The following is a 17,893-nucleotide window of genomic DNA, read 5'->3' as shown; positions in this document are numbered from 1 at the left end:
GCCAGTATAGACCGGTACCGAATTACCACAAAGAAATCCCCACCCCTTGTGGCAGGGTAGCCACAGCTGCTGGCGGCGGCGCCGGCCGCGCCACCGCTACGCCAGTAGACCGCGGACGCCGGCGGGCCGGGCCTGCAGCAGCGCGTGGGCGTGCCGCAGCAGATGCGCCAGGTCCAGGCCGTCCAGGCAGGCCAGCCGGCGCAGCTCCTCGGCCTGGCGCCGGATGGTCAGGTGCACCTGTACCCGGCGCTGCAACGCCAGCGCGTGCAGCGGCTTGGCCACGAAGTCCACCGCGCCGGCGTCCAGGCAGGCCTCGTGCCCGGCGCTGTCGGCAACCAGGAATATGATGGGGATATCGCGCGTGGCGGAATCGCGCTGGAGGTGCTGCGCCACCGCCAGGCCTGCCATGTCCGGCAGGTCCAGGTCGAGCAGGACCAGGTCGGGCCGCAGGCGTTGGCAGGCGGCGATGCCGTCCGCGCCGCTGGTGGCCGTCAGCACCTCGTGGATGCCGGCCAGCATTTCGCGCGCGGCCTGCAGGGCCTGCGGCTGATGGTCGATCACCAGGACCGTCGTGCGCCGGAAACCCGGCAGGGATGCGCCACCGGCCACGCCGGTGTCAGCTTGAAAAGAAGGATACATGTCACGCTCCGCATGGCGCCTGGCGAAGCAGGCGCTGCAATCAACTGGAGCGGCAGGATGGGCCGCGGGAGCCGGCGCGCCGTCCGACAGGGGACGGCATGGCTGCGGCAGCATCTGCGTGGCGGCGGTGCGGGGCGGCCACGGGAACGATGCTGCGGTTAGTCATGCCATGTTAGCATAGAATATTTCGCTTCATCATTTTTATTTTCCACTGAGTAATTTTCAGTGTCAGCGCAGCCCCTGCCCCAGCGCATACAAGGTTTCCGCAGCACCCACCAGTTCGCTGGCCACATCGTTGAGCTTGCGGTGATGCGAGCGCGCGTGGTCACGCAGCAGCTTGAGGGCGGCATGGCGGTCCAGGCTATAGCGCTCCATCAGCAGGCCAACCGCCATGCCGGTCTCGCGCCCTTCGCGCAGGGCCTGGCCCAGGCGCAGCTCCTCGGCGCGCAGGGTCTGGATCTCGGCCGCGCGCGCCAGTGCGGCGCGCACCGCCGGCAGCAGCTGCGGCGGGTCGATAGGCTTGCGCAGGAAGCCGACCGCGCCGGCGTCGGCAGCCTGCTGCACGACTTCCGGGCCATCGTTGGCGGATAAAAACATGCACGGCAGCCCATCCAGCTGGCCGGCCAGTTCCAGTCCCGACATGCCGGGCATGGTGATGTCCAGCACCGCCAGGTCGGGCCGCGCGGCGCCGCTGGCCAGCTGGTCCAAGGCCTGGGCGGCGCCAGCCGCGCGCAGCACGCGCAGTCCGGACGCCTCCAGGGTACGCGCCAGCAGGGCCAGCATGATGGCGTCGTCGTCGACCAGCAGGATCAGGGGTGCTGCAATGCTGTCGTTGCTCATGGTTGTGACTCCTGTAGGGTAAGGGCGGCGCCCTCGGCGGCGGCAGCCGCGCGCAGGGCTTGCAGGCCGGCGTCAGCCTGGGCGGGGTCGCGCGCCTTGCAGGCCGCTTCCAGGCGCGCCGCCGCCGCGCCGCTGGCCGGGCAGCCGAAAGTGGCTCCCGACCCTTTTATGCTGTGGGCCTCGATTTCCGCGGCCTGCCAGTCGCCATCCCTCAGGGCGCCGGACAGGCGCTCAAGGCGTTCGGCCAGGCTGGCGCGGTAGGTCTCGCACATGGCGGCAAATTCCGGCAGGTCGGTGAATTCCTGCGCCGGGGCCGGCGCCAGGTAACGCGCCAGGGTGCGCTGGAACGCGGCATGCTCGATGGGCTTGGCCAGCCAGCCGTCGAAGCCGGCCGCCGCGTAGCGCTCGCGCTCCTCGGCCATCACATTGGCGGTCAGCGCCACTATCGGGGTGCGGAAGCCGGCCGCGCGCAGGCGGGCGGTGGCGCTCAGGCCGTCCAGCAGCGGCATCTGTATGTCCATCAACACCAGCGCGGGCGACTCGGCCAAGGCCATCGCCACGCCCTGCTCGCCGTCGGCCGCGCACAGCACTTCCAGGCCGGCGCGCTGCAGCAGGGCGGCCACCAGCTGGCGGTTGTCGGCGCCGTCCTCCACCAGCAGCACGCGCCCGCTCAGGCGGGCCGCCGCCGCCTCCGGCGCCGCCTGCTGCTCCACCGGACCGCCCACCCGCAGCAGCGCACCCGGCGCCAGCGGCGCCCGCACCGAGACCGTCATGGCCGTGCCCACGCCCGGGGTGCTGTCCACCCGCACCGTGCCGTCCATGGCGGCGGCCAGGCGGTGCACCAGGTACAGGCCCAGGCCGGTGCCGCCGAAGCGGCGCGCCACGCTGCTATCGGCCTGTTCGAACGGCGCGAACAACCGGCCCACCTGCTCGGCGCTCATGCCGATGCCGCTGTCGCGCACCTCGCAGTGCAGCAACGCGGCGTCGGCCTGGTACCAGACCCGCACCCCGACCTCGCCGCGCTCGGTGAACTTGATGGCGTTCGACATCAGGTTGAGCAGGATCTGGCGCCAGCGGGTGGGATCGCCCAGCACCGCGCTCGGCGCCGGCCCCTCCACGCGCCAGCCGAAACCGATGCCGCGCTGCGCCGCCGCGCCCTGCATCAGGGCCGCCACCGCCGCCAGCGCCTCGTCCGGCGCAAACGGCACCTGCTCCAGCACCAGCTTGCCCGACTCCACCTTGGACATGTCCAGGATGTCGTTGATCAGTGCCAGCAGGTGATGGCCATTGCGCGCGATCACCCGCCCCAGTTCCTTCGCCGTGTCCACCCGTCCGGCCAGTTCCAGCTGCTCGGCATAGCCGATCACCGCTGTCAGCGGGGTGCGGATTTCATGGCTCATCATGGCCAGGAAATCGCTCTTGGCGCGGTTGGCGGCGTCGGCCTCGACCTTCAGTTCGCGCTGCTGGCGCACGGCGTCGTCGCGCCGCCGCATGGTCTGCATCAGTACCGCGAAAATGCCGACCACGGCTGCGCAGCACACCGCCGCCACCCCGCCCAGCTGCCAGGCGAAGCCGCGCCAGTCGCGCATGTACAGGTCCTCGGTCACGGTGATGTTGATCAGCATGGGGTAGTTCGGGATCAGGCGCGCCGCTCCCATGCGGGTGACCCGCTGCCCGCCCTGCAGCTGGCGCGGCGAGTCGGTCACGATCACGCCGCTGCTGCGGCCCTCGCGCTCGATGATCTGGTAGGAGCTGCCGGAACGGTTCACCACGCCCATCTGCGCATCCCGGTGCGGCCAGCGCGCCAGGGTGGTGAAGTCGCGCCGGTACAGGGTCACATTGGCGCTGTCGCCCAGGTTGATCTTGCTGAAAAAACTGCTCAGCTGGCGGCTGGACACGCCCACCAGCACCACGCCGAGGAAGCTGCCGTCCGGGGCGCTGATCCGGCGCGTGAGATAAAAGGTCCAGTCGCCATTGCCCTTGTTGCGCACCGGCTGGCTCACATACAGTCCCAGGCCGTCACGTTCGCGGTGGGCATGGAAATAGTCGCGGTCGGCCAGGTTGATGGGCGGATGCGGGTAGGCGCGCGTGAAATTGACGATGTCGCCGTTGGCCGCCACCACCGTGGCGACGTCGATCTGGGGCACGGCGCGCTTGCGGTCCACCAGGCGCTGGAACTCGGCCTCGCCGGACAGGCGCTCGCGCAGGCTGGCGTCATCGCGCACCCCCAGGGTGGCGATGCGCTCCAACATGCCGTCCAGCACCAGGTCGGCCGCGCCCATCTCGTGCGAAGTCTGTTCGGCCAGCAGCAGCGACATATTGTTGAGCTGGCCGCTCCAGTCGTCCAGCTCCGTCAGCCGCACCTGGTACAGGGCGAACGAGAGCGCGGCAAGGATGGTGAACACCAGGGCGGCGCCGGTGGCGGCAATCAGGCGGCGGGAGCGGCGGGATTCAGGCATGGGCACTATCGGTCATCGGGTTCACGATACCACGCCCCATGGGGGCGGACCCGCCCTGCCAGCCTTTTGTCCAGGGCAACGTTGCTCAAGAACCACATTACGACCATGCGCAAGCGATTGCCATCCTGCCAGGCATGGCCGCCCATCGCGCCGGCAATGAAAAAAAGTAATGGCAAAACGCAAATTCGGAATGGCAAGTTGTCCCCGGTTCAGGTAATGTCTCGGCTGGCGTGTTGCGTCCCTTGCATGTGGGACGCCACCTATAACAAACATCGGTCGGCGCCAGCCCTCCGGACTTCGAGACACTAACCTTGCGCTCCTATGCCTCAATTCTCAACCCTGGACTCGGTCGTATTCCTCCTGTATTTCCTGATCGTCGCCGGCTATGGCTATTCCGTGTACCGCCGCAAGAACGCCGGTTCCGGCTCGGCCTCGCATGACTATTTCCTGGCCGAAGGCTCCTTGACCTGGTGGGCCATCGGCGCCTCGCTGATCGCCTCCAACATCTCGGCCGAGCAATTCATCGGCATGAGCGGTTCCGGCTACCGCATCGGCATGGCCATTGCCGTGTATGAACTGATGGCGGCCGCCACCCTGGTGATCGTGGCCGTGTTCTTCATGCCGGTCTACCTCAAGAACCGCATCTACACCATGCCCCAGTTCCTGGAGCAGCGCTACGGCAAGGCCGTGGCCACCACCATGGCGCTGTTCTGGCTGGGCCTGTACGTGGTGGTCAACCTGACTTCCATCCTGTACCTGGGCGCGCTGGCCATTTCCAGCATCGCCGGCCTGAACCTGTTTGCCTGCATGCTGTTCCTGGCCGTGTTCGCCGCCGTCATCACCCTGGGCGGCATGAAGGTGATCGGCTACACCGACGTGATCCAGGTGTTCTGCCTGGTGGTCGGCGGCCTGGTCACCACCTGGCTGGCACTGGACCTGGTGGCGGCCCTGGCCGGCACCAAGGGCGCCGGCCACGGCATGACCGAGCTGTTCCACCGCGCCCGTGACCACTTCGACATGGTGCTGTCGCGCGGCAATGCCAACTACATGGACCTTCCCGGCCTGTCCACCCTGATCGGCGGCATGTGGATCGTCAACCTGAACTACTGGGGCTGCAACCAGTACATCACCCAGCGCGCCCTGGGCGCCGACCTGCCGACCGCCCGCAAGGGCCTGCTGTTTGCCGCCTTCCTCAAGCTGCTGATGCCTGTCATCGTGGTCCTGCCCGGCATCGCCGCCTACGCGCTGGACAAGTCCGGCGCCCTGGGCGACGCCATGCGCACCGACGGCGTGCTCAACCCCGACCGCGCCTACCCCACCCTGCTGGCCCTGCTGCCGTCCGGCCTGAAAGGCGTGGCCTTCGCCGCCCTGACCGCCGCCGTGGTGGCCTCGCTGGCCGGCAAGGCCAACAGTATCGCCACCATCTTCACGCTGGACGTCTACAAAAAGCACTTCAAGACCGACGCCAGCGAACAGAAAATGGTGTGGATAGGCCGATTGACCGTGGTGTTCGCCCTGGCCCTGGCCGTGGTGATCGCCCCCATGCTGGGCATCGACAAGGCCGGCGGCTTCCAGTACATCCAGGAATACACGGGCTTCGTCTCGCCCGGCATCCTGGCCATGTTCCTGCTGGGCTTCTTCTGGCATAAAACCACCTCGGCTGCCGCCATGTTCGCCACCGTGGGCGGCCTGGTGTTCTCGATCTTCCTGAAGTTCCTGCCTGGCATGATGGACCTGAGCTTCCTGGCCCCGATCGGCTTCGCGGTCGACAATGGCCACGGCGTGTTCGAGATCCCCTTCCTGGACCGCATGCTGATCGTGTTCCTGCTGGTGGTGGCGGGCATGTACCTGCTGAGCACCCTGGTGCCCCAGGACACCAGCAAGAAACGCATGATCATCGACCGCTCGCTGTTCAGCGTGGACCGTCCGTTCGCGATCGGCTCCATCGTCATCTGCATCCTGCTGGCCATCATCTACGGCGTACTCTGGTAATCTTCAGCAAGCCGCGCTGGCCGGAGGCTTCCGGCCGGCGCGCGCCACAGCATCACCGCCCGGCACCCGCCGGGCCGTCCCCCCCCCATTCCCTGCCTTTCCTCCCCCGGCCTCCCCTGCCAGTGGCAGCGCCGCGCACTGATACAGCGTGAATCGCAAGCGGCCGTCCTATATCGATTTCATATACGAACTGAGAGAAATTGAAGTGGCAAGGGTGGCGCCGGATCTCTAGAATCGCTCAACAAACTGACTATTTGCCATGTTTTGGCATTTTGTCATAACAATTACATACCCCCGGAGATTCGATGAAACAGACCACGTTGAGCGTCCTGGTACGCTCGCTCTTCCTGCTCCCCGCCGTACCCGCAGCCTTTGCCCAGCAAGCCGACGCCCCCGCCCCCGGCGGCGACACCGCCGTGCAACAGGTGACCGTGTCCGGCATCCGCGCCTCCATCCGCAGCGCCCTGTCGGTCAAGGAAAACTCCAACAGCATCGTCGAAGTCGTCTCCTCGGAAGACATCGGCAAGCTGCCGGACACCACCATTGCCGAATCGCTGGCCCGCCTGCCGGGCCTGGCAGCCGGCCTGGACCGCGGCAATGCCAGCCAGATCGTCGCGCGCGGCATGGGTGAGCGCTTCATCGGAGCCACCCTGAACGGCCGCGAGCTTGCCTCGTCGGAACCCAACCGTGCGGTGCGCTTCGAGCAGTTTCCATCCGAATCATTGAGCGGCGCCGTGGTCTACAAGACCCAGAACGCCGACCTGGTGGAGGGCGGCGTCGCCACCACCATCGACCTGCAAACCGTGCAGCCCCTGAAGTACAAGGGCCGCCAGGCCTCCATCAAGGCCGACGCCCTGTACTACCCGCTGGCCAAGGACGTCAACGCGCAAGCCACCCGTCCGCGCCTGGGCGGCATCTACATCGACCAGTTCGCCAACAACACGGTGGGCGTGGCCCTGGCCGCCAGCTACCAGAAGCAGCCTTCCATCGAGGAACGCAAGAACCACTGGGGCTTCAACGAAACCAATTCCGTCGACATCAACAAGGACGGCAAGGTCGACAAGACCCCGTGGGGCTTCGAGGACGAGGTCAAGCGCGGCACCAATGAGCGCAGCAGCGTGCTGGGCAAGGTGGAGTGGAAGCCCAACGCCGACACCCTGATCACGGCCGACGTCTACTACGCCAAGAACAATATCCGCGAACCGAGCGTGCAGCACTGGACCGGCGACGTCGGCAACTGGGATGGCTACCAGTCGTCCAATTACTCCAACATGGACATCCGCAACGGCTACGTGGTGGGCGCCACCGTCACCAACGTCGGCCTGTCCACCCACAGCACGCTGTGGACCCAGAACATGGACAACCTGGCCGGCGGCCTGAACGGCAAATTCACCGTGGGCGACTGGAAGGTCGAGGCCGATGTGGCCACCTCCAAGGCCGGCCGCGACAGCCAGTGGGCCGACGTGCGCCAGTACACCAACAGCGGCGGCACCCTGCAGTGGTCGTTCACCGGCAACGAGCAGCAATCCTACTCGTACAGCCAGAACACCGGCTCGCTGGCGATCTACGGCACGCCCTCGCTGTACATCGACAACGACGGCCACGTCGACGACAAGCTGAACTCGGCCCAGATGAGCGCCGCGCGCCAGGTCGAATGGGGCCCGGTCAGCCGCATCAAGGTCGGCGCCCGCTTCGCCGACCGCGAGAAGAGCTACCACCAGACCACCTGGAACATCTCGCCGTCCAACGCCAGCATCCCGGCCTCGGCCTACGAAAACATCAACGTCGACGGCTACTTCTCCGGCCTGATGCTGAAGGACTTCAACAGCACCGTGGCCTCCGTGTTCGGCGCCGGCGCCCTGTCGCCGGACGGCCGCACCCCGACCGCGTCCGACCTGCTGGCCGGCTGGCGCGTCAAGGAGCGCACCAGCGCCATCTACGCCCAGGCCGACCTCGATGGCGAAGCCTTCGGCAAGAGCTACCGCGGCAACGCCGGCATCCGCGTGGTGCACACCAGCCAGGACAGCACCGGCATGGAATCGCGCAACGGTGCGGCCCCGACCCCGGTGGAAGGCGGCGCCTCCTACACCCGTGTGCTGCCCAGCGCCAACCTGATCTTCAACCTGGACGAAGCCCAGAAGCACCAGCTGCGCGTCAGCCTGGCGCGCGCCATGTCGCGCGCGCCGATGGACGAGATGCGCGCCTCGCGCCAGATATCCATCGACACCACGCCCGGTTCGCAGCAGCCGCTGACCGGCAGCGCCGGCAATCCGCAGCTGAAACCCATGATGGCGGACCAGGCCGACCTGTCCTACCAGTGGTATTTCGACCAGGGTTCGCTGCTGTCGGGCGGCCTGTTCTACAAGAAGATCGGCACCTACATCGGCATCACCACCGACAACACCACCATCGACGGACGCCAGGCGGTCATCACCCGTTCCATCAATGGCGAAGGCGGCTATGTGCGCGGCCTGGAGCTGGTCTACCAGCAGGCTTTCAACAAGCTGCCGGCGCCGTTCAACGGCCTGGGTATCTCGACCAACTACTCCTACAACAACAGCAACATCAAGGAGTACACCAACAACTACCCGATGGAAGGCCTGATGAAGCACAACGCGGGCTTCACGCTGTGGTACGAGCGTAATGGCTTCGAGGCGCGCCTGTCGGCCAACTACCACAGCCCCTTCGTGCGCATGCCGCGCTGGACCGCCGGCTACCTGATCCAGAACGAGGAGGAGACCTACGTCACCGCCAACTTCTCCAAGTACCTGACCGCCCAGCTGCAGCTGCACGTGGGCCTGGACAACATCACCAACCAGAAGGTGGTGCACACCCAGGCCGGCAATCCCTACATGCAGAACGTGATGGAATACGGCCGCCGCTACAACGTCGGCGTGACCTACAAATTCTGAGTCTGCTGTGACTCCAAGGCGGGCGGCATGCAAATGCCGCCCGTTTTACCATTACCCATGAAGGAAACCATGCGCATCCAGCGACTGAATACCTCCCTCTGCCTGGCCGCCGTCCTGTGCCAGGGCGCCTATGCCGACACCCTGCGCGTGGACGCCAGCGCCCCCACCCCTGCCCCGCTGACGGGCCACATCAAGACCGGCAGCGCCACCGCGCCCGGCGGCCACACCCTGGCCATCAACAATCAATACCTGACCCGCGACGGCCAGCCCTGGCTGCCGGTGATGGGCGAATTCCACTATTCGCGCTCGCCGGAATCGAGCTGGCCTGCCGAACTGGCCAAGATGAAATCGGCCGGCATCAACGTGGTGGCCTGCTACATCATCTGGAACCACCACGAGGCCGAGGAAGGCCGCTTCAACTGGAAGGGCAACCGCGACCTGCGCCGCTTCGTGCAGCTGGCGCGCGAGCAGGGCCTGGACGTGGTGGTGCGCATCGGCCCCTGGTCGCACGCCGAAGTGCGCTACGGCGGCTTCCCGGACTGGGTGGTGGACGCCATGCCCACCCGCCGCAACGACCCGCAATACCTGCGCTACGTGGAGCGCTACTACCGCGAGATCGGCCGCCAGCTCGATGGCCTGATGTGGAAACAGGGCGGCCCCGTGATCGGCGCCCAGATCGAGAACGAATACAACCTGGCCGGCCCCGGACGCGGCGCCGAGCATATCTCCACCTTGAAGCAGCTGGCCATCAAGGCCGGCGTGGACGTGCCCTTTTATACCGTGACCGGCTGGGACCACACCCTGTACCCGTCCGGCGAAGTGACGCCCGTGTTCGGCGGCTATCCCGATGAACCGTGGGGCACCTCCACCAAGGAGCTGCCGCCCAAGGAGACCTACGCCTTCCGCTTCGACACCCGCGTCTCCGGCGACCTGGGTGCGCAAACCCGCGCCACCCAAAAGGGCACGGCGGAAACCGACATCGGCCTGACGCCCTTCCTGGGCGCGGAATACGGCGCCGGCCTGCCCGCCATGTACCGCCGCCGCACCCTGGTGTCGCCCGACGATATCGCTTCCATGCTGCCGGTGCAGCTGGGTTCCGGCGTCAACCTGATGGGCTACTACATGTTCCACGGCGGCCGCAATCCGGTCGGCGGCACCACGCTGGAAGAAAGCACGCGCAGCGGCGGCTACAACGACACGCCCGCCATCAACTACGACTTCAACGCGCCGCTGGGCCCGGACGGCCAGCAGCGCCCGGTGCTGGCCTGGCTGCGCCCCTTCCACTACTTCATGAACGACTTCGGCGCCCGCCTGGCGCCCATGACCGTGCGCAAGCCGGAAGTGACGCCCGCCGACCCGACCGACCTGGCCGCGCCGCGGTGGTCGGTGCGCAGCCAGGGCGATCAGGCCTACCTGTTCTACAACGGCCACGTGCGCCAGTACGACACGCCGGTGCAGCGCCAGGTGCGCTTCGAGGTCAAGCTACCCGGCGGCACCGTCAGCCTGCCGCGCAAGCCGGTCGACCTGGCCACCGGCAGCTATTTCATTTGGCCGGTGAACTTCGACCTGGACGGCCAGCGCCTGCGCTACGCCACGGCCCAGCCGGTGGCGCGCCTGGAGGGCGGCGCCTCCGGCAGCACCTATGTGTTCGCGGCCCAGGATGGGGTGCCGGTGGAATTCGCCTTTGACGCCTCGGCGCGCAGCTGCCTGCAAGCGCCCAGGGCGCAGCTGGCGGAAGATGGGGGCCAGCTATACGTGGACCAGATCAAGCCCGGCCTCGATGCGGCGCTGACCCTGCGCTGCGCGGGCAAGCGTCCCGTCACGGTGCTGGTGCTGTCGCAGCAGCAGGCGCGCCAGCTGGCCATCGGCCAGCTGCAGGGCCAGCGCCGCCTGGTGGTCAGCGACAGCGAAGCCTATTTCGACCATGGCAAGCTGGTGCTGCGCTCGGCCGGCTCGCCGCAGCTGCGCGCCGCCGTCTACCCGGCACTGCCGGCGCCGGTGAAAGCCAGCGCCACGCTGCAACCGGTGGGCACGGATGGTGTGTTCCAGACCCTGGAAGCGAAGCTGCCCGAGCAAACCATCACGGCCAGCGCCAAGCAGGTGCGCGAGGCGCAGCCGGCGGCCCCGATCAAGATAGGCGGCGACGCCAAGGCCGCGCTGCAGCCGGCGCCGGAAGCCTTCGGCGCCTCGGCCGCCTGGGAACTGAGCCTGGGCCCGGTGCCTAAAGGCGTGGACGGCGCCCTGCTCGACATCGACTTCGTGGGCGACGTGGCGCGCCTGTTCGACGGCACCCGCATGGTGGATGACTGGTACTACAACGGCCAGCGCTGGCAATATGCGCTGTCCAACCTGCCAGGCAAGCGCCAGGGCGCAGCGCGGGCCACGCTCAGCCTGACCGTGCTGCCCCTGCGCGCCGACGCGCCCATCTACCTGCCGCGCGAACACCGCCCGGCGTTCGGCGACCAGAAGCAGCTGGCCGCCGTGCGCGGCGTGAAGGTGGTGCCGGTGTACCGGGTCGAGATCGGGCGCTGATCGGCTTCGAGCGGCTTTGCGCGGCCAATGTTCAACCGAATGTCCGGCCGCAGCGTAGCCGCCGCACGCCGGATGGCGGGCCGCAACAGGCCGGTGGCGGCGGTGCTGGTTCACCGGCTGGCATAGCCGCTGGACGGCCCCTGCGCGGCCGGACAACGGACAGAAACAAGGCCGGTGGCGGTCCTCACACGACGGCAATGCTGTCCGCCCCCGGCCGGCGCGCCAGCAGGCCGGACAGGCGCCGCAGTCCGGCCTGCAACTGGCCACGGTCGCGGACACTGCCCAGCGACACGCGGATCGCATTCACGGCTGCGTCGCCGATGGCGAAAGCCTGGGCCGGCGTGACCGCGATGCCCTCGCCGTCCGCCGCGCGCACCAGCTGCGACGCTTCCCAGTAGGCCGGCAATTCCAGCCACAGATGCAGGCCTTCCCCGGCGCCGCCGGTCCGTCCCGCCAGGATGTCGCCGGCCATGCGGTAGCGCAGGCGGGCCTCCTTGCGCACCCCTTCCATCAAGCCCGCCGCCGAACCATCGAGTATCCACTGCGCGGCCAGCGCCGCCGTCAGGGGCGCGGCCATCAGCGCGAAGGACCGCAGCGCGGAAAGGAAGCCTTCGCGTTCCTGTTCACCGCGTATCAGCACGAAGGCCACGCGCAAGCCCGGCGTCAGGCATTTGGACAAGGTGGAGATGTAAGCCACCTGTTCCGGCGCAAAGGTGGCCACGGGCGGCGGCGGCGCCTCGGCCAGCAGCCAGTAGGGATCGTCCTCGATCACGCGTACCGCATGGCGCCGCACGATGGCGGCCAGCTCCCGGCGCCGCTGCTGCGGCATGGTGACGGCGGTCGGATTGTGCAGGGTGGGATTGAGGTAGACCAGCGCAGGCCGGTGCTGGCGGCAGGCCTGCTCCAGCATGTCGGGCCGCATGCCCTGCGAGTCCGCGTCCACCGCCACCAGGCGCCGCCCGAATTGCTCCGCCGCGGCGCGCAAGCCGGGATAGCTCATGGCCTGCGCCAGGATCACATCGCCTGGCTGCGTCAGCGCCAGGACCAGGGCGGCGATGGCCGCCTGCGCGCCCGGACAGACCACGATCTGCTGCGTATCCAGCGGACCGAACATGGGCGCCAGCCATCGCGCCCCGGCCTTGCTGTCGGATGCGCTGCCGCCGGCCAGGTGGTAAGTCATCAGCGCCGCATTATCGGCCCGCATCAGCACCTGGGACAGGCCTTGCCGCAGCATGTCGTCGAAGTCCACGCCGTCCGGCGCGGGCGGGGTATTCATGCCCAGGTCCAGGATGGCGCTCAATTCGACCCTGGGCGGCGCCACATAGGTGCCGCGTGCGCCGCGCCCCTCCAGCAGCTGGCGGCGCCTGGCTTCGTCGTAGGCGCGCGTGACGGTGGTCAGATCGACGTCCAGCTGCGCCGCCAGCAGGCGCTGCGGCGGCAGACGGTCGCCCGCCTTCAGCGCTCCCTGCGCCACTGCCGCCTGCAAGGCATCGGCGATTTGCAGGAAGCGCGGCCCGCCATGCGCGGCCAGCCTGGGCAGCCAGGCGGGCGGGCCGTCATCTTGTATGGCTGTTAACTGGGACATTTTGTCTCAATGTATGGAAATTGCTTTTAGGTAGTATGCCTCATGATCAATAGCGAGGCTGGAAATACCATGGATTGGGTGCCTATCGTTTTCGCAACATTCAAGCTGCTGGTGCTCGGCATCGGCATGTTCTACGCCATCAAGTGGCATTACGACCAGGGCAAGAAGCGCAAGCAGATGGCGGCGGGGGCGCTGCTGCGCGCCAGCGGCAAGGTGGCCGCGCTGTTCCTGCTGTCGCTGCTGGGCGTGAGCCTGATTGCCCTGGCCCTGGTCAGGGCGACCGGCCTGGACCTGAACTAGCGGGGCAGGCCGGCCGGCGCTGCTGCCTATGCATGGCCGGCCGGGCCTGGGCCAGGCCGATGGCCGGTCTTTCGCCGGGCCTTGCCGGCCAAGGTTCAGGCCCGGGCCGGGATGCGCGCCTGGTGGCGCGCCTCACCCCGCCGCCCTGCGCGCGCCGTCCAGCGGCACGGCGGCAGGCTTGCCGAACTTGCGCGCGCTCCGGGCCCGCGACTGCTGCACTGCTTCGCGCAGCGCACTGAGCATCACCTCGGCCGCCGGCGACAGCTGGTGCTGGCGGCGCGTGACGAAGCCATACACGTCCATCCTCAGGTTCAGGTCCACCGGCAGCACGGCCAGCAGACCGCTGTCGAGCTGGGGCTGCACCAGCGCGTCCGGCACCGGCGCCACCATGTCGCTGCTGGTCAAGAGCGAGGTGACCACCGGCAGCGCCGCCGTCGACACCATCTCCTCCGGCTGCTCGTAGCCCTGCGACAGGAACATCGAGATCACGCGGTCGCGCAGGAAGCTGCCCACTGGTGGCACGATCCAGGTTTGCCTGGCCAGTTCCGCCATGCCCAGCTCCGGCACGGCCAGCAACGGATGGCCGGCCCGCACCAGCAGGCTGTGCGGCTCGTCGGTGATGGGTTCGAAACAAAGCTGGCTGGCCACGGATGCATCCTGGATGCGGCCGATGACGATATCGAGTTCGCCGCTCAGCAGGCGCTCCACCAGCTTCTTGCTGTTGTCCACCTCGATCGATACATTGACGTGGCCGCCCCGCTGCTTCAGCAGCGCCACCGCCGCCGGCACCAGCGTGGTGGACGGGGTCAGGATGGCGCCCACGGCGGCACGGCCGCGCAGGCCGCTGGCCAGCTCCATCACCTCCTGGTGGGCCGCATCCATCTCGGCCAGGGCGGCGCTGGCGCGGCGTATCAGCACCTTGCCGTACCAGGTGGGCACCACCCCGCGCGGCAGGCGTTCGAACAGCTGCACCCCCAGCACATGTTCCAGTTCGCTGAGCAGCTTGGACGCGGCCGGCTGGGTCAGCTTGGCCGCTTGCGCGGCCTGCATCACCGAGCCGTAGCGGCCCAGTTCAACCAGGAGCACGAGGTGGCGGGTTTTCAGGTAGCTGCGGACGAAGCGGTCGGAACTGGGGTCAAGCATGGGGTGGATCTCTATGCGCAAAAGCAATCCAAAATTGTAAGCCCAGCGCCCGCTTTCCATGAAGCTTTGTTGATCTGGCACCACAAGAAGCAGCATTAAATAGGTGTTGACAGGCCGACGCCGGCCTCCCCGGCAGCCATAGCCCCGCAGGAAACCATTCCAATCACTGCTACACAGTTATACCAAGCTGCTAAACACTGAAACTTGCTTTATACAGTGCAGCAACATTCGGCCGGTAACATGCAGGGCATCATCACCACTGTCCTCAGTTGAAAGATACCGAATGCAAAGAATCCGCCTGAATCTGATGGCCGGCAGCGCCCTGCTGTGCTGCGCCGTCACCGCCCATGGCCAGGACAGCGCACCGGCCGGCACCGCGCAGGACACCAAGGCCGCAGCCGCAAAGAAGCAGTCCGCGCCCGGCAACCGCCAGGCAGAACCCGCCGCCACCGTGCCCTCCGTGACCGTGGCCGGCGAGCGCCCCACCAACCGCATCGACCGCCAGGTGTACGAGGTCAAGTCCGACATCAGCAGCAGCAACGGCAGCGCCGCCGATGCGCTCAACAACGTCCCCTCCGTTAACGTGGACCCGGACGGCAGCGTCACCCTGCGCGGCAGCAGCAATGTGCAGATCATGGTGGACGGCAAGCCATCGGCCATGCTGCAGGGCGATAACCGCGGCCCGGCCTTGCAGGCCATGCCGGCCGAGGATATCGAATCGGTGGAAGTGATCAACAACCCCGGCGCCGAATTCGGCAACGAGGCCGGCGGCGGCCCCATCCTCAATCTGGTCATGAAGCGCAACCGCAAGCCGGGCGGCTATGGCACCGTCAATGCCAATGAGGGCACCAAGGGACGCTACAACGGCGCCGTCAACGGCAGCTACAACGAAGGCGCCTGGGGCTTCCAGGGTGGCATCAACGTGCGCCACGACGGCCGCAACCCATCCGGCACCACCGAGCGCGACCAGCTCGACGCCCGCAGCGGCCAGTTCGCCCACACCAGCCAGTATTCGAATTCCGCCGGCCTGAACGACATGGTGGGCGCGAACGGCACGGTCAGCTACAACCTGAGCCCGGCCGACACCCTGACGGCCAGCATCAACTACAACGGCCGCAGCAACGACCAGCACGGCACCGACCGCTACCTGCAATACCTGGCCGGCACCGACAGCGCCGTCACCAGCGACTACACGCGCAGCACGGTGCGCACCGGCGACAGCAAGAACTACGCATGGGGCGCGCGCTGGGACCACAAGGGCGCGCTGCCGGGCGAAACCCTGAAGATAGACTTGCGCGTGTCCGGCTCGCTGAACCAGAGCGACACCGATTACGCCAACGCCTACGCCGTGCTGCCGCCGGGCGCCGCCAACAGCAAGGCCTGGCAGGACAGCCACAGCGCCACCCACATCGCCGATTTCACGGGCGACTACGAGCGGCCGCTGGCGGGCGGCATCTTCAAGGCCGGCTACAAGGTCGCCACCAACGACAACACCGTCGATACCGAATACTACGACATCGACACGGCCACGCTGGTCCAGACCCGCAACGCCGGCCGCAGCAACAACTTCAAGCTGGACGAGACGGTATCGGCGCTGTACGCCACCTACCAGATGCGCCTGAACGAACGCTGGGGCGTGCTGGGCGGCCTGCGCAGTGAATATACGGACATGGACATCCAGCAGTTCAGCAGCCAGGCCGAGGCCAGCAACCACTACATCAACTTCATGCCCAGCGCCTTCGCCACCTATAAAGTGGACGACACTACCAACCTGCGCTTTGCCTACGCGCGCCGCATCCGCCGTCCGCAAGCCGGCGACCTGAATCCGGCCGTGCTGTACCGCGACGAGTTGAACGTGCAGTCAGGCAATCCGAACCTGAAACCGACCAAGACCGATTCCTTCGAAGTCGGCTACGAGACCAAGGTGGCGGGCCTGGAGACGGCGCTGCGCGGCTACTACCGCCGCGACACCGACGCCATCGTCGACCGCCGCTACTTCATCGCCGACAACGTGCTGCTGACCACCAAGGAGAACGGCGCCGGCAGCCACTCGGGCGGGCTGGAATTCACCGTCAGCGGCAAGCTCTCCAAGGACCTGACCCTGAACGCCAGCGGCAACCTGGCGCGCAATCAGCAGACCGTGCAGGACGTGAACGGCAACGACGTGATACGCACCGCCAACGCCCTGAGCGGCCGGGTGCGGCTGAACTACCAGATCGACGCCAGCGACCAGTTGCAGGCGGCGCTGCAAATGCGCGGCAAGATGCTGTCCGGGACCGGCTACCGCTCGCCCAACTCCACCTTCAACCTGAACTACCGCCACAACATCACGCCGGCCCTGAGCCTGGCCATGAACGTGACCGACCTGTTCAACACCAACAAGCAGGAAACCATCGTCGATTCCGACACGCTGCGCGAGACCAGCATCCGCCGCTACGACGGCCGCGTGATCTACGTCGGCCTGTCCTACCGCTTCGGCGGCGCATCCGGCGCGCAGGAAGGCGGCGAACGGCGCGGCATGCAATACCGCCGCGGGCAAGGCGGCCCCGGTGGCCAAGGTGGTCCGGGTGGCCAGGGCGGCGGCATGGGCGAGGAATAACACCCGGAACACTCGGTGTCAGATCTGCCATTGGTACATGAGACTGGTTTAAGAAGCAAGCACATGTACTAGTGGCAGATCTGACACCGGCTTGTGACACCGGCTTGCGGTGGCCCGGGCGGCCAGGGCGGTACGGGCGAGGAATAAGTCTCCGGTGCCCACACCCCGGTGCCTGTCCACACCCCGGTGTCAGGTCTGCCATTGGTACATGAGTCTGCTTCACAAGGCAAGCCCATGTACCAATGGCAGACCTGACACCGGGGTTGACACCGGGGTCGCCGGGTCGTGACACCGGGTACGGCCACCTGCCCTGGGAGTAAGCTCTGCAAAAAGGGACAGCAGCCTCGCCGCATTACGAAAGACGCGCTGCCTGGCGCGATTGCCTATCCTTGCAGTTCATTTGACTGCGACAGGAGACATGCATGACCACGTCCACTTTGGATAAGCAAACCGCCAACCTGGGAGTGGCTTGGGAAGACGCCTACGGCTACACCCAGGCCGTAAAAGTGAAGGACACCATCTACATCTCGGGCCAACTCAGCCACGACGATGAGGGCAAGCTGGTCGCCCCGGCCCCGCTGGACGCCAACGGCAAGCCGCTCGACTTCGACAACATGGGCGCGCAAATGCGCCAGACCTACCAGAACGCCATCAAGCTGCTGGCCAGCTTCGGTGCGACGCTGGACAACGTGGTCGAGGAAACCCTGTTCGTGCTGGACGTGGACGCCGCGTTCAAGGTGGCCGGCGGCATCCGCAAAGAACTGTATGGCAGCGCGCAACCCGCAGTGGCCAGCAACCTGATCGGGGTTTCCCGCCTGGCCTTCCCCGACCAGCTCATCGAAATCACCTTCCGCGCCATCGTCTAGCCCTCAAGGCCTTCCCGGCAAAGTGC

General features: G+C 67.1%; 11 protein-coding genes. 6 read left to right on the top strand and 5 right to left on the bottom strand.

Annotated features, from left to right (window positions below; translation table 11 throughout):
• Positions 1-96 precede the first annotated feature (96 nt).
• From ACLB1G_RS07130 to ACLB1G_RS07120, 3 genes are all read right to left on the bottom strand, one after another.
• Positions 97-639, bottom strand: coding sequence for a response regulator (locus tag ACLB1G_RS07130; protein WP_491626499.1), 543 nt, complete (start codon positions 637-639; stop codon positions 97-99).
• 228 nt (positions 640-867) lie between these two features.
• Entirely contained in the window at positions 868-1,479 is a 612-nt protein-coding gene (locus ACLB1G_RS07125) for an ANTAR domain-containing response regulator (protein ID WP_491626498.1), read from the bottom strand.
• Positions 1,476-3,938, bottom strand: coding sequence for a hybrid sensor histidine kinase/response regulator (locus ACLB1G_RS07120; protein WP_491626497.1), 2,463 nt, complete (start codon positions 3,936-3,938; stop codon positions 1,476-1,478). Before ACLB1G_RS07120 ends, ACLB1G_RS07125 begins: the two co-directional genes overlap by 4 nt.
• A gap of 321 nt (positions 3,939-4,259) precedes the next feature.
• On the opposite strand from ACLB1G_RS07120, the gene ACLB1G_RS07115 reads away from it, so the two are divergent.
• The 3 genes from ACLB1G_RS07115 to ACLB1G_RS07105 all read left to right on the top strand — a co-directional run bounded on the left by ACLB1G_RS07115 (position 4,260) and on the right by ACLB1G_RS07105 (position 11,374).
• Positions 4,260-5,930, top strand: a complete 1,671-nt coding sequence (locus ACLB1G_RS07115) for a sodium:solute symporter family transporter (RefSeq protein ID WP_491626496.1) — start codon at positions 4,260-4,262, stop codon at positions 5,928-5,930.
• Positions 5,931-6,235: 305 nt separating this feature from the next.
• Complete coding sequence (locus ACLB1G_RS07110) at positions 6,236-8,842, top strand: TonB-dependent receptor (protein WP_491626495.1); 2,607 nt, start codon at positions 6,236-6,238, stop codon at positions 8,840-8,842.
• Positions 8,843-8,911: 69 nt separating this feature from the next.
• Positions 8,912-11,374: a beta-galactosidase gene (locus tag ACLB1G_RS07105; protein ID WP_491626494.1), complete on the top strand. Its 2,463-nt coding sequence runs from the start codon at positions 8,912-8,914 to the stop codon at positions 11,372-11,374.
• A 184-nt stretch (positions 11,375-11,558) separates the two neighbouring features.
• Here ACLB1G_RS07105 and ACLB1G_RS07100 read toward each other — a convergent pair whose 3' ends face one another.
• The gene (locus ACLB1G_RS07100; RefSeq protein WP_491626493.1) at positions 11,559-12,959 is read right to left on the bottom strand and encodes an aminotransferase-like domain-containing protein; all 1,401 of its coding nucleotides are present in this window, start codon (positions 12,957-12,959) and stop codon (positions 11,559-11,561) included.
• A 69-nt stretch (positions 12,960-13,028) separates the two neighbouring features.
• Between ACLB1G_RS07100 and ACLB1G_RS07095 the strand changes: the two genes are divergently transcribed.
• A complete protein-coding gene (locus ACLB1G_RS07095; protein ID WP_491626492.1) occupies positions 13,029-13,259 on the top strand; it encodes a hypothetical protein in 231 nt (76 codons plus the stop codon).
• Positions 13,260-13,391: 132 nt separating this feature from the next.
• On the opposite strand, the gene ACLB1G_RS07090 is transcribed toward ACLB1G_RS07095, so the two are convergent.
• A complete protein-coding gene (locus ACLB1G_RS07090; RefSeq protein ID WP_491626491.1) occupies positions 13,392-14,402 on the bottom strand; it encodes a LysR substrate-binding domain-containing protein in 1,011 nt (336 codons plus the stop codon).
• 283 nt (positions 14,403-14,685) lie between these two features.
• Here ACLB1G_RS07090 and ACLB1G_RS07085 point away from each other — a divergent pair, with 283 nt between their 5' ends.
• Both ACLB1G_RS07085 and ACLB1G_RS07080 read left to right on the top strand, forming a co-directional pair.
• Entirely contained in the window at positions 14,686-17,001 is a 2,316-nt protein-coding gene (locus ACLB1G_RS07085) for a TonB-dependent receptor domain-containing protein (protein ID WP_491626490.1), read from the top strand.
• Between the two features lie 422 nt (positions 17,002-17,423).
• Positions 17,424-17,867, top strand: coding sequence for a RidA family protein (locus ACLB1G_RS07080; RefSeq protein WP_491626489.1), 444 nt, complete (start codon positions 17,424-17,426; stop codon positions 17,865-17,867).
• Positions 17,868-17,893 lie beyond the last annotated feature (26 nt).

Source organism: Duganella kummerowiae, from assembly GCF_053572355.1.
Note: the sequence above shows the minus strand (reverse complement) of the source record. Positions and strands in the feature narration are given on the sequence as shown.

What these genes read in the sequence shown, in the direction of transcription:
- ACLB1G_RS07130 (WP_491626499.1), bottom strand. Translation starts at nt 639, where the DNA reads ATGTATCCTTCTTTTCAAGCTGACACCGGCGTGGCCGGTGGCGCATCC.
- ACLB1G_RS07125 (WP_491626498.1), bottom strand. Translation starts at nt 1,479, where the DNA reads ATGAGCAACGACAGCATTGCAGCACCCCTGATCCTGCTGGTCGACGAC.
- ACLB1G_RS07120 (WP_491626497.1), bottom strand. Translation starts at nt 3,938, where the DNA reads ATGCCTGAATCCCGCCGCTCCCGCCGCCTGATTGCCGCCACCGGCGCC.
- ACLB1G_RS07115 (WP_491626496.1), top strand. Translation starts at nt 4,260, where the DNA reads ATGCCTCAATTCTCAACCCTGGACTCGGTCGTATTCCTCCTGTATTTC.
- ACLB1G_RS07110 (WP_491626495.1), top strand. Translation starts at nt 6,236, where the DNA reads ATGAAACAGACCACGTTGAGCGTCCTGGTACGCTCGCTCTTCCTGCTC.
- ACLB1G_RS07105 (WP_491626494.1), top strand. Translation starts at nt 8,912, where the DNA reads ATGCGCATCCAGCGACTGAATACCTCCCTCTGCCTGGCCGCCGTCCTG.
- ACLB1G_RS07100 (WP_491626493.1), bottom strand. Translation starts at nt 12,959, where the DNA reads ATGTCCCAGTTAACAGCCATACAAGATGACGGCCCGCCCGCCTGGCTG.
- ACLB1G_RS07095 (WP_491626492.1), top strand. Translation starts at nt 13,029, where the DNA reads ATGGATTGGGTGCCTATCGTTTTCGCAACATTCAAGCTGCTGGTGCTC.
- ACLB1G_RS07090 (WP_491626491.1), bottom strand. Translation starts at nt 14,402, where the DNA reads ATGCTTGACCCCAGTTCCGACCGCTTCGTCCGCAGCTACCTGAAAACC.
- ACLB1G_RS07085 (WP_491626490.1), top strand. Translation starts at nt 14,686, where the DNA reads ATGCAAAGAATCCGCCTGAATCTGATGGCCGGCAGCGCCCTGCTGTGC.
- ACLB1G_RS07080 (WP_491626489.1), top strand. Translation starts at nt 17,424, where the DNA reads ATGACCACGTCCACTTTGGATAAGCAAACCGCCAACCTGGGAGTGGCT.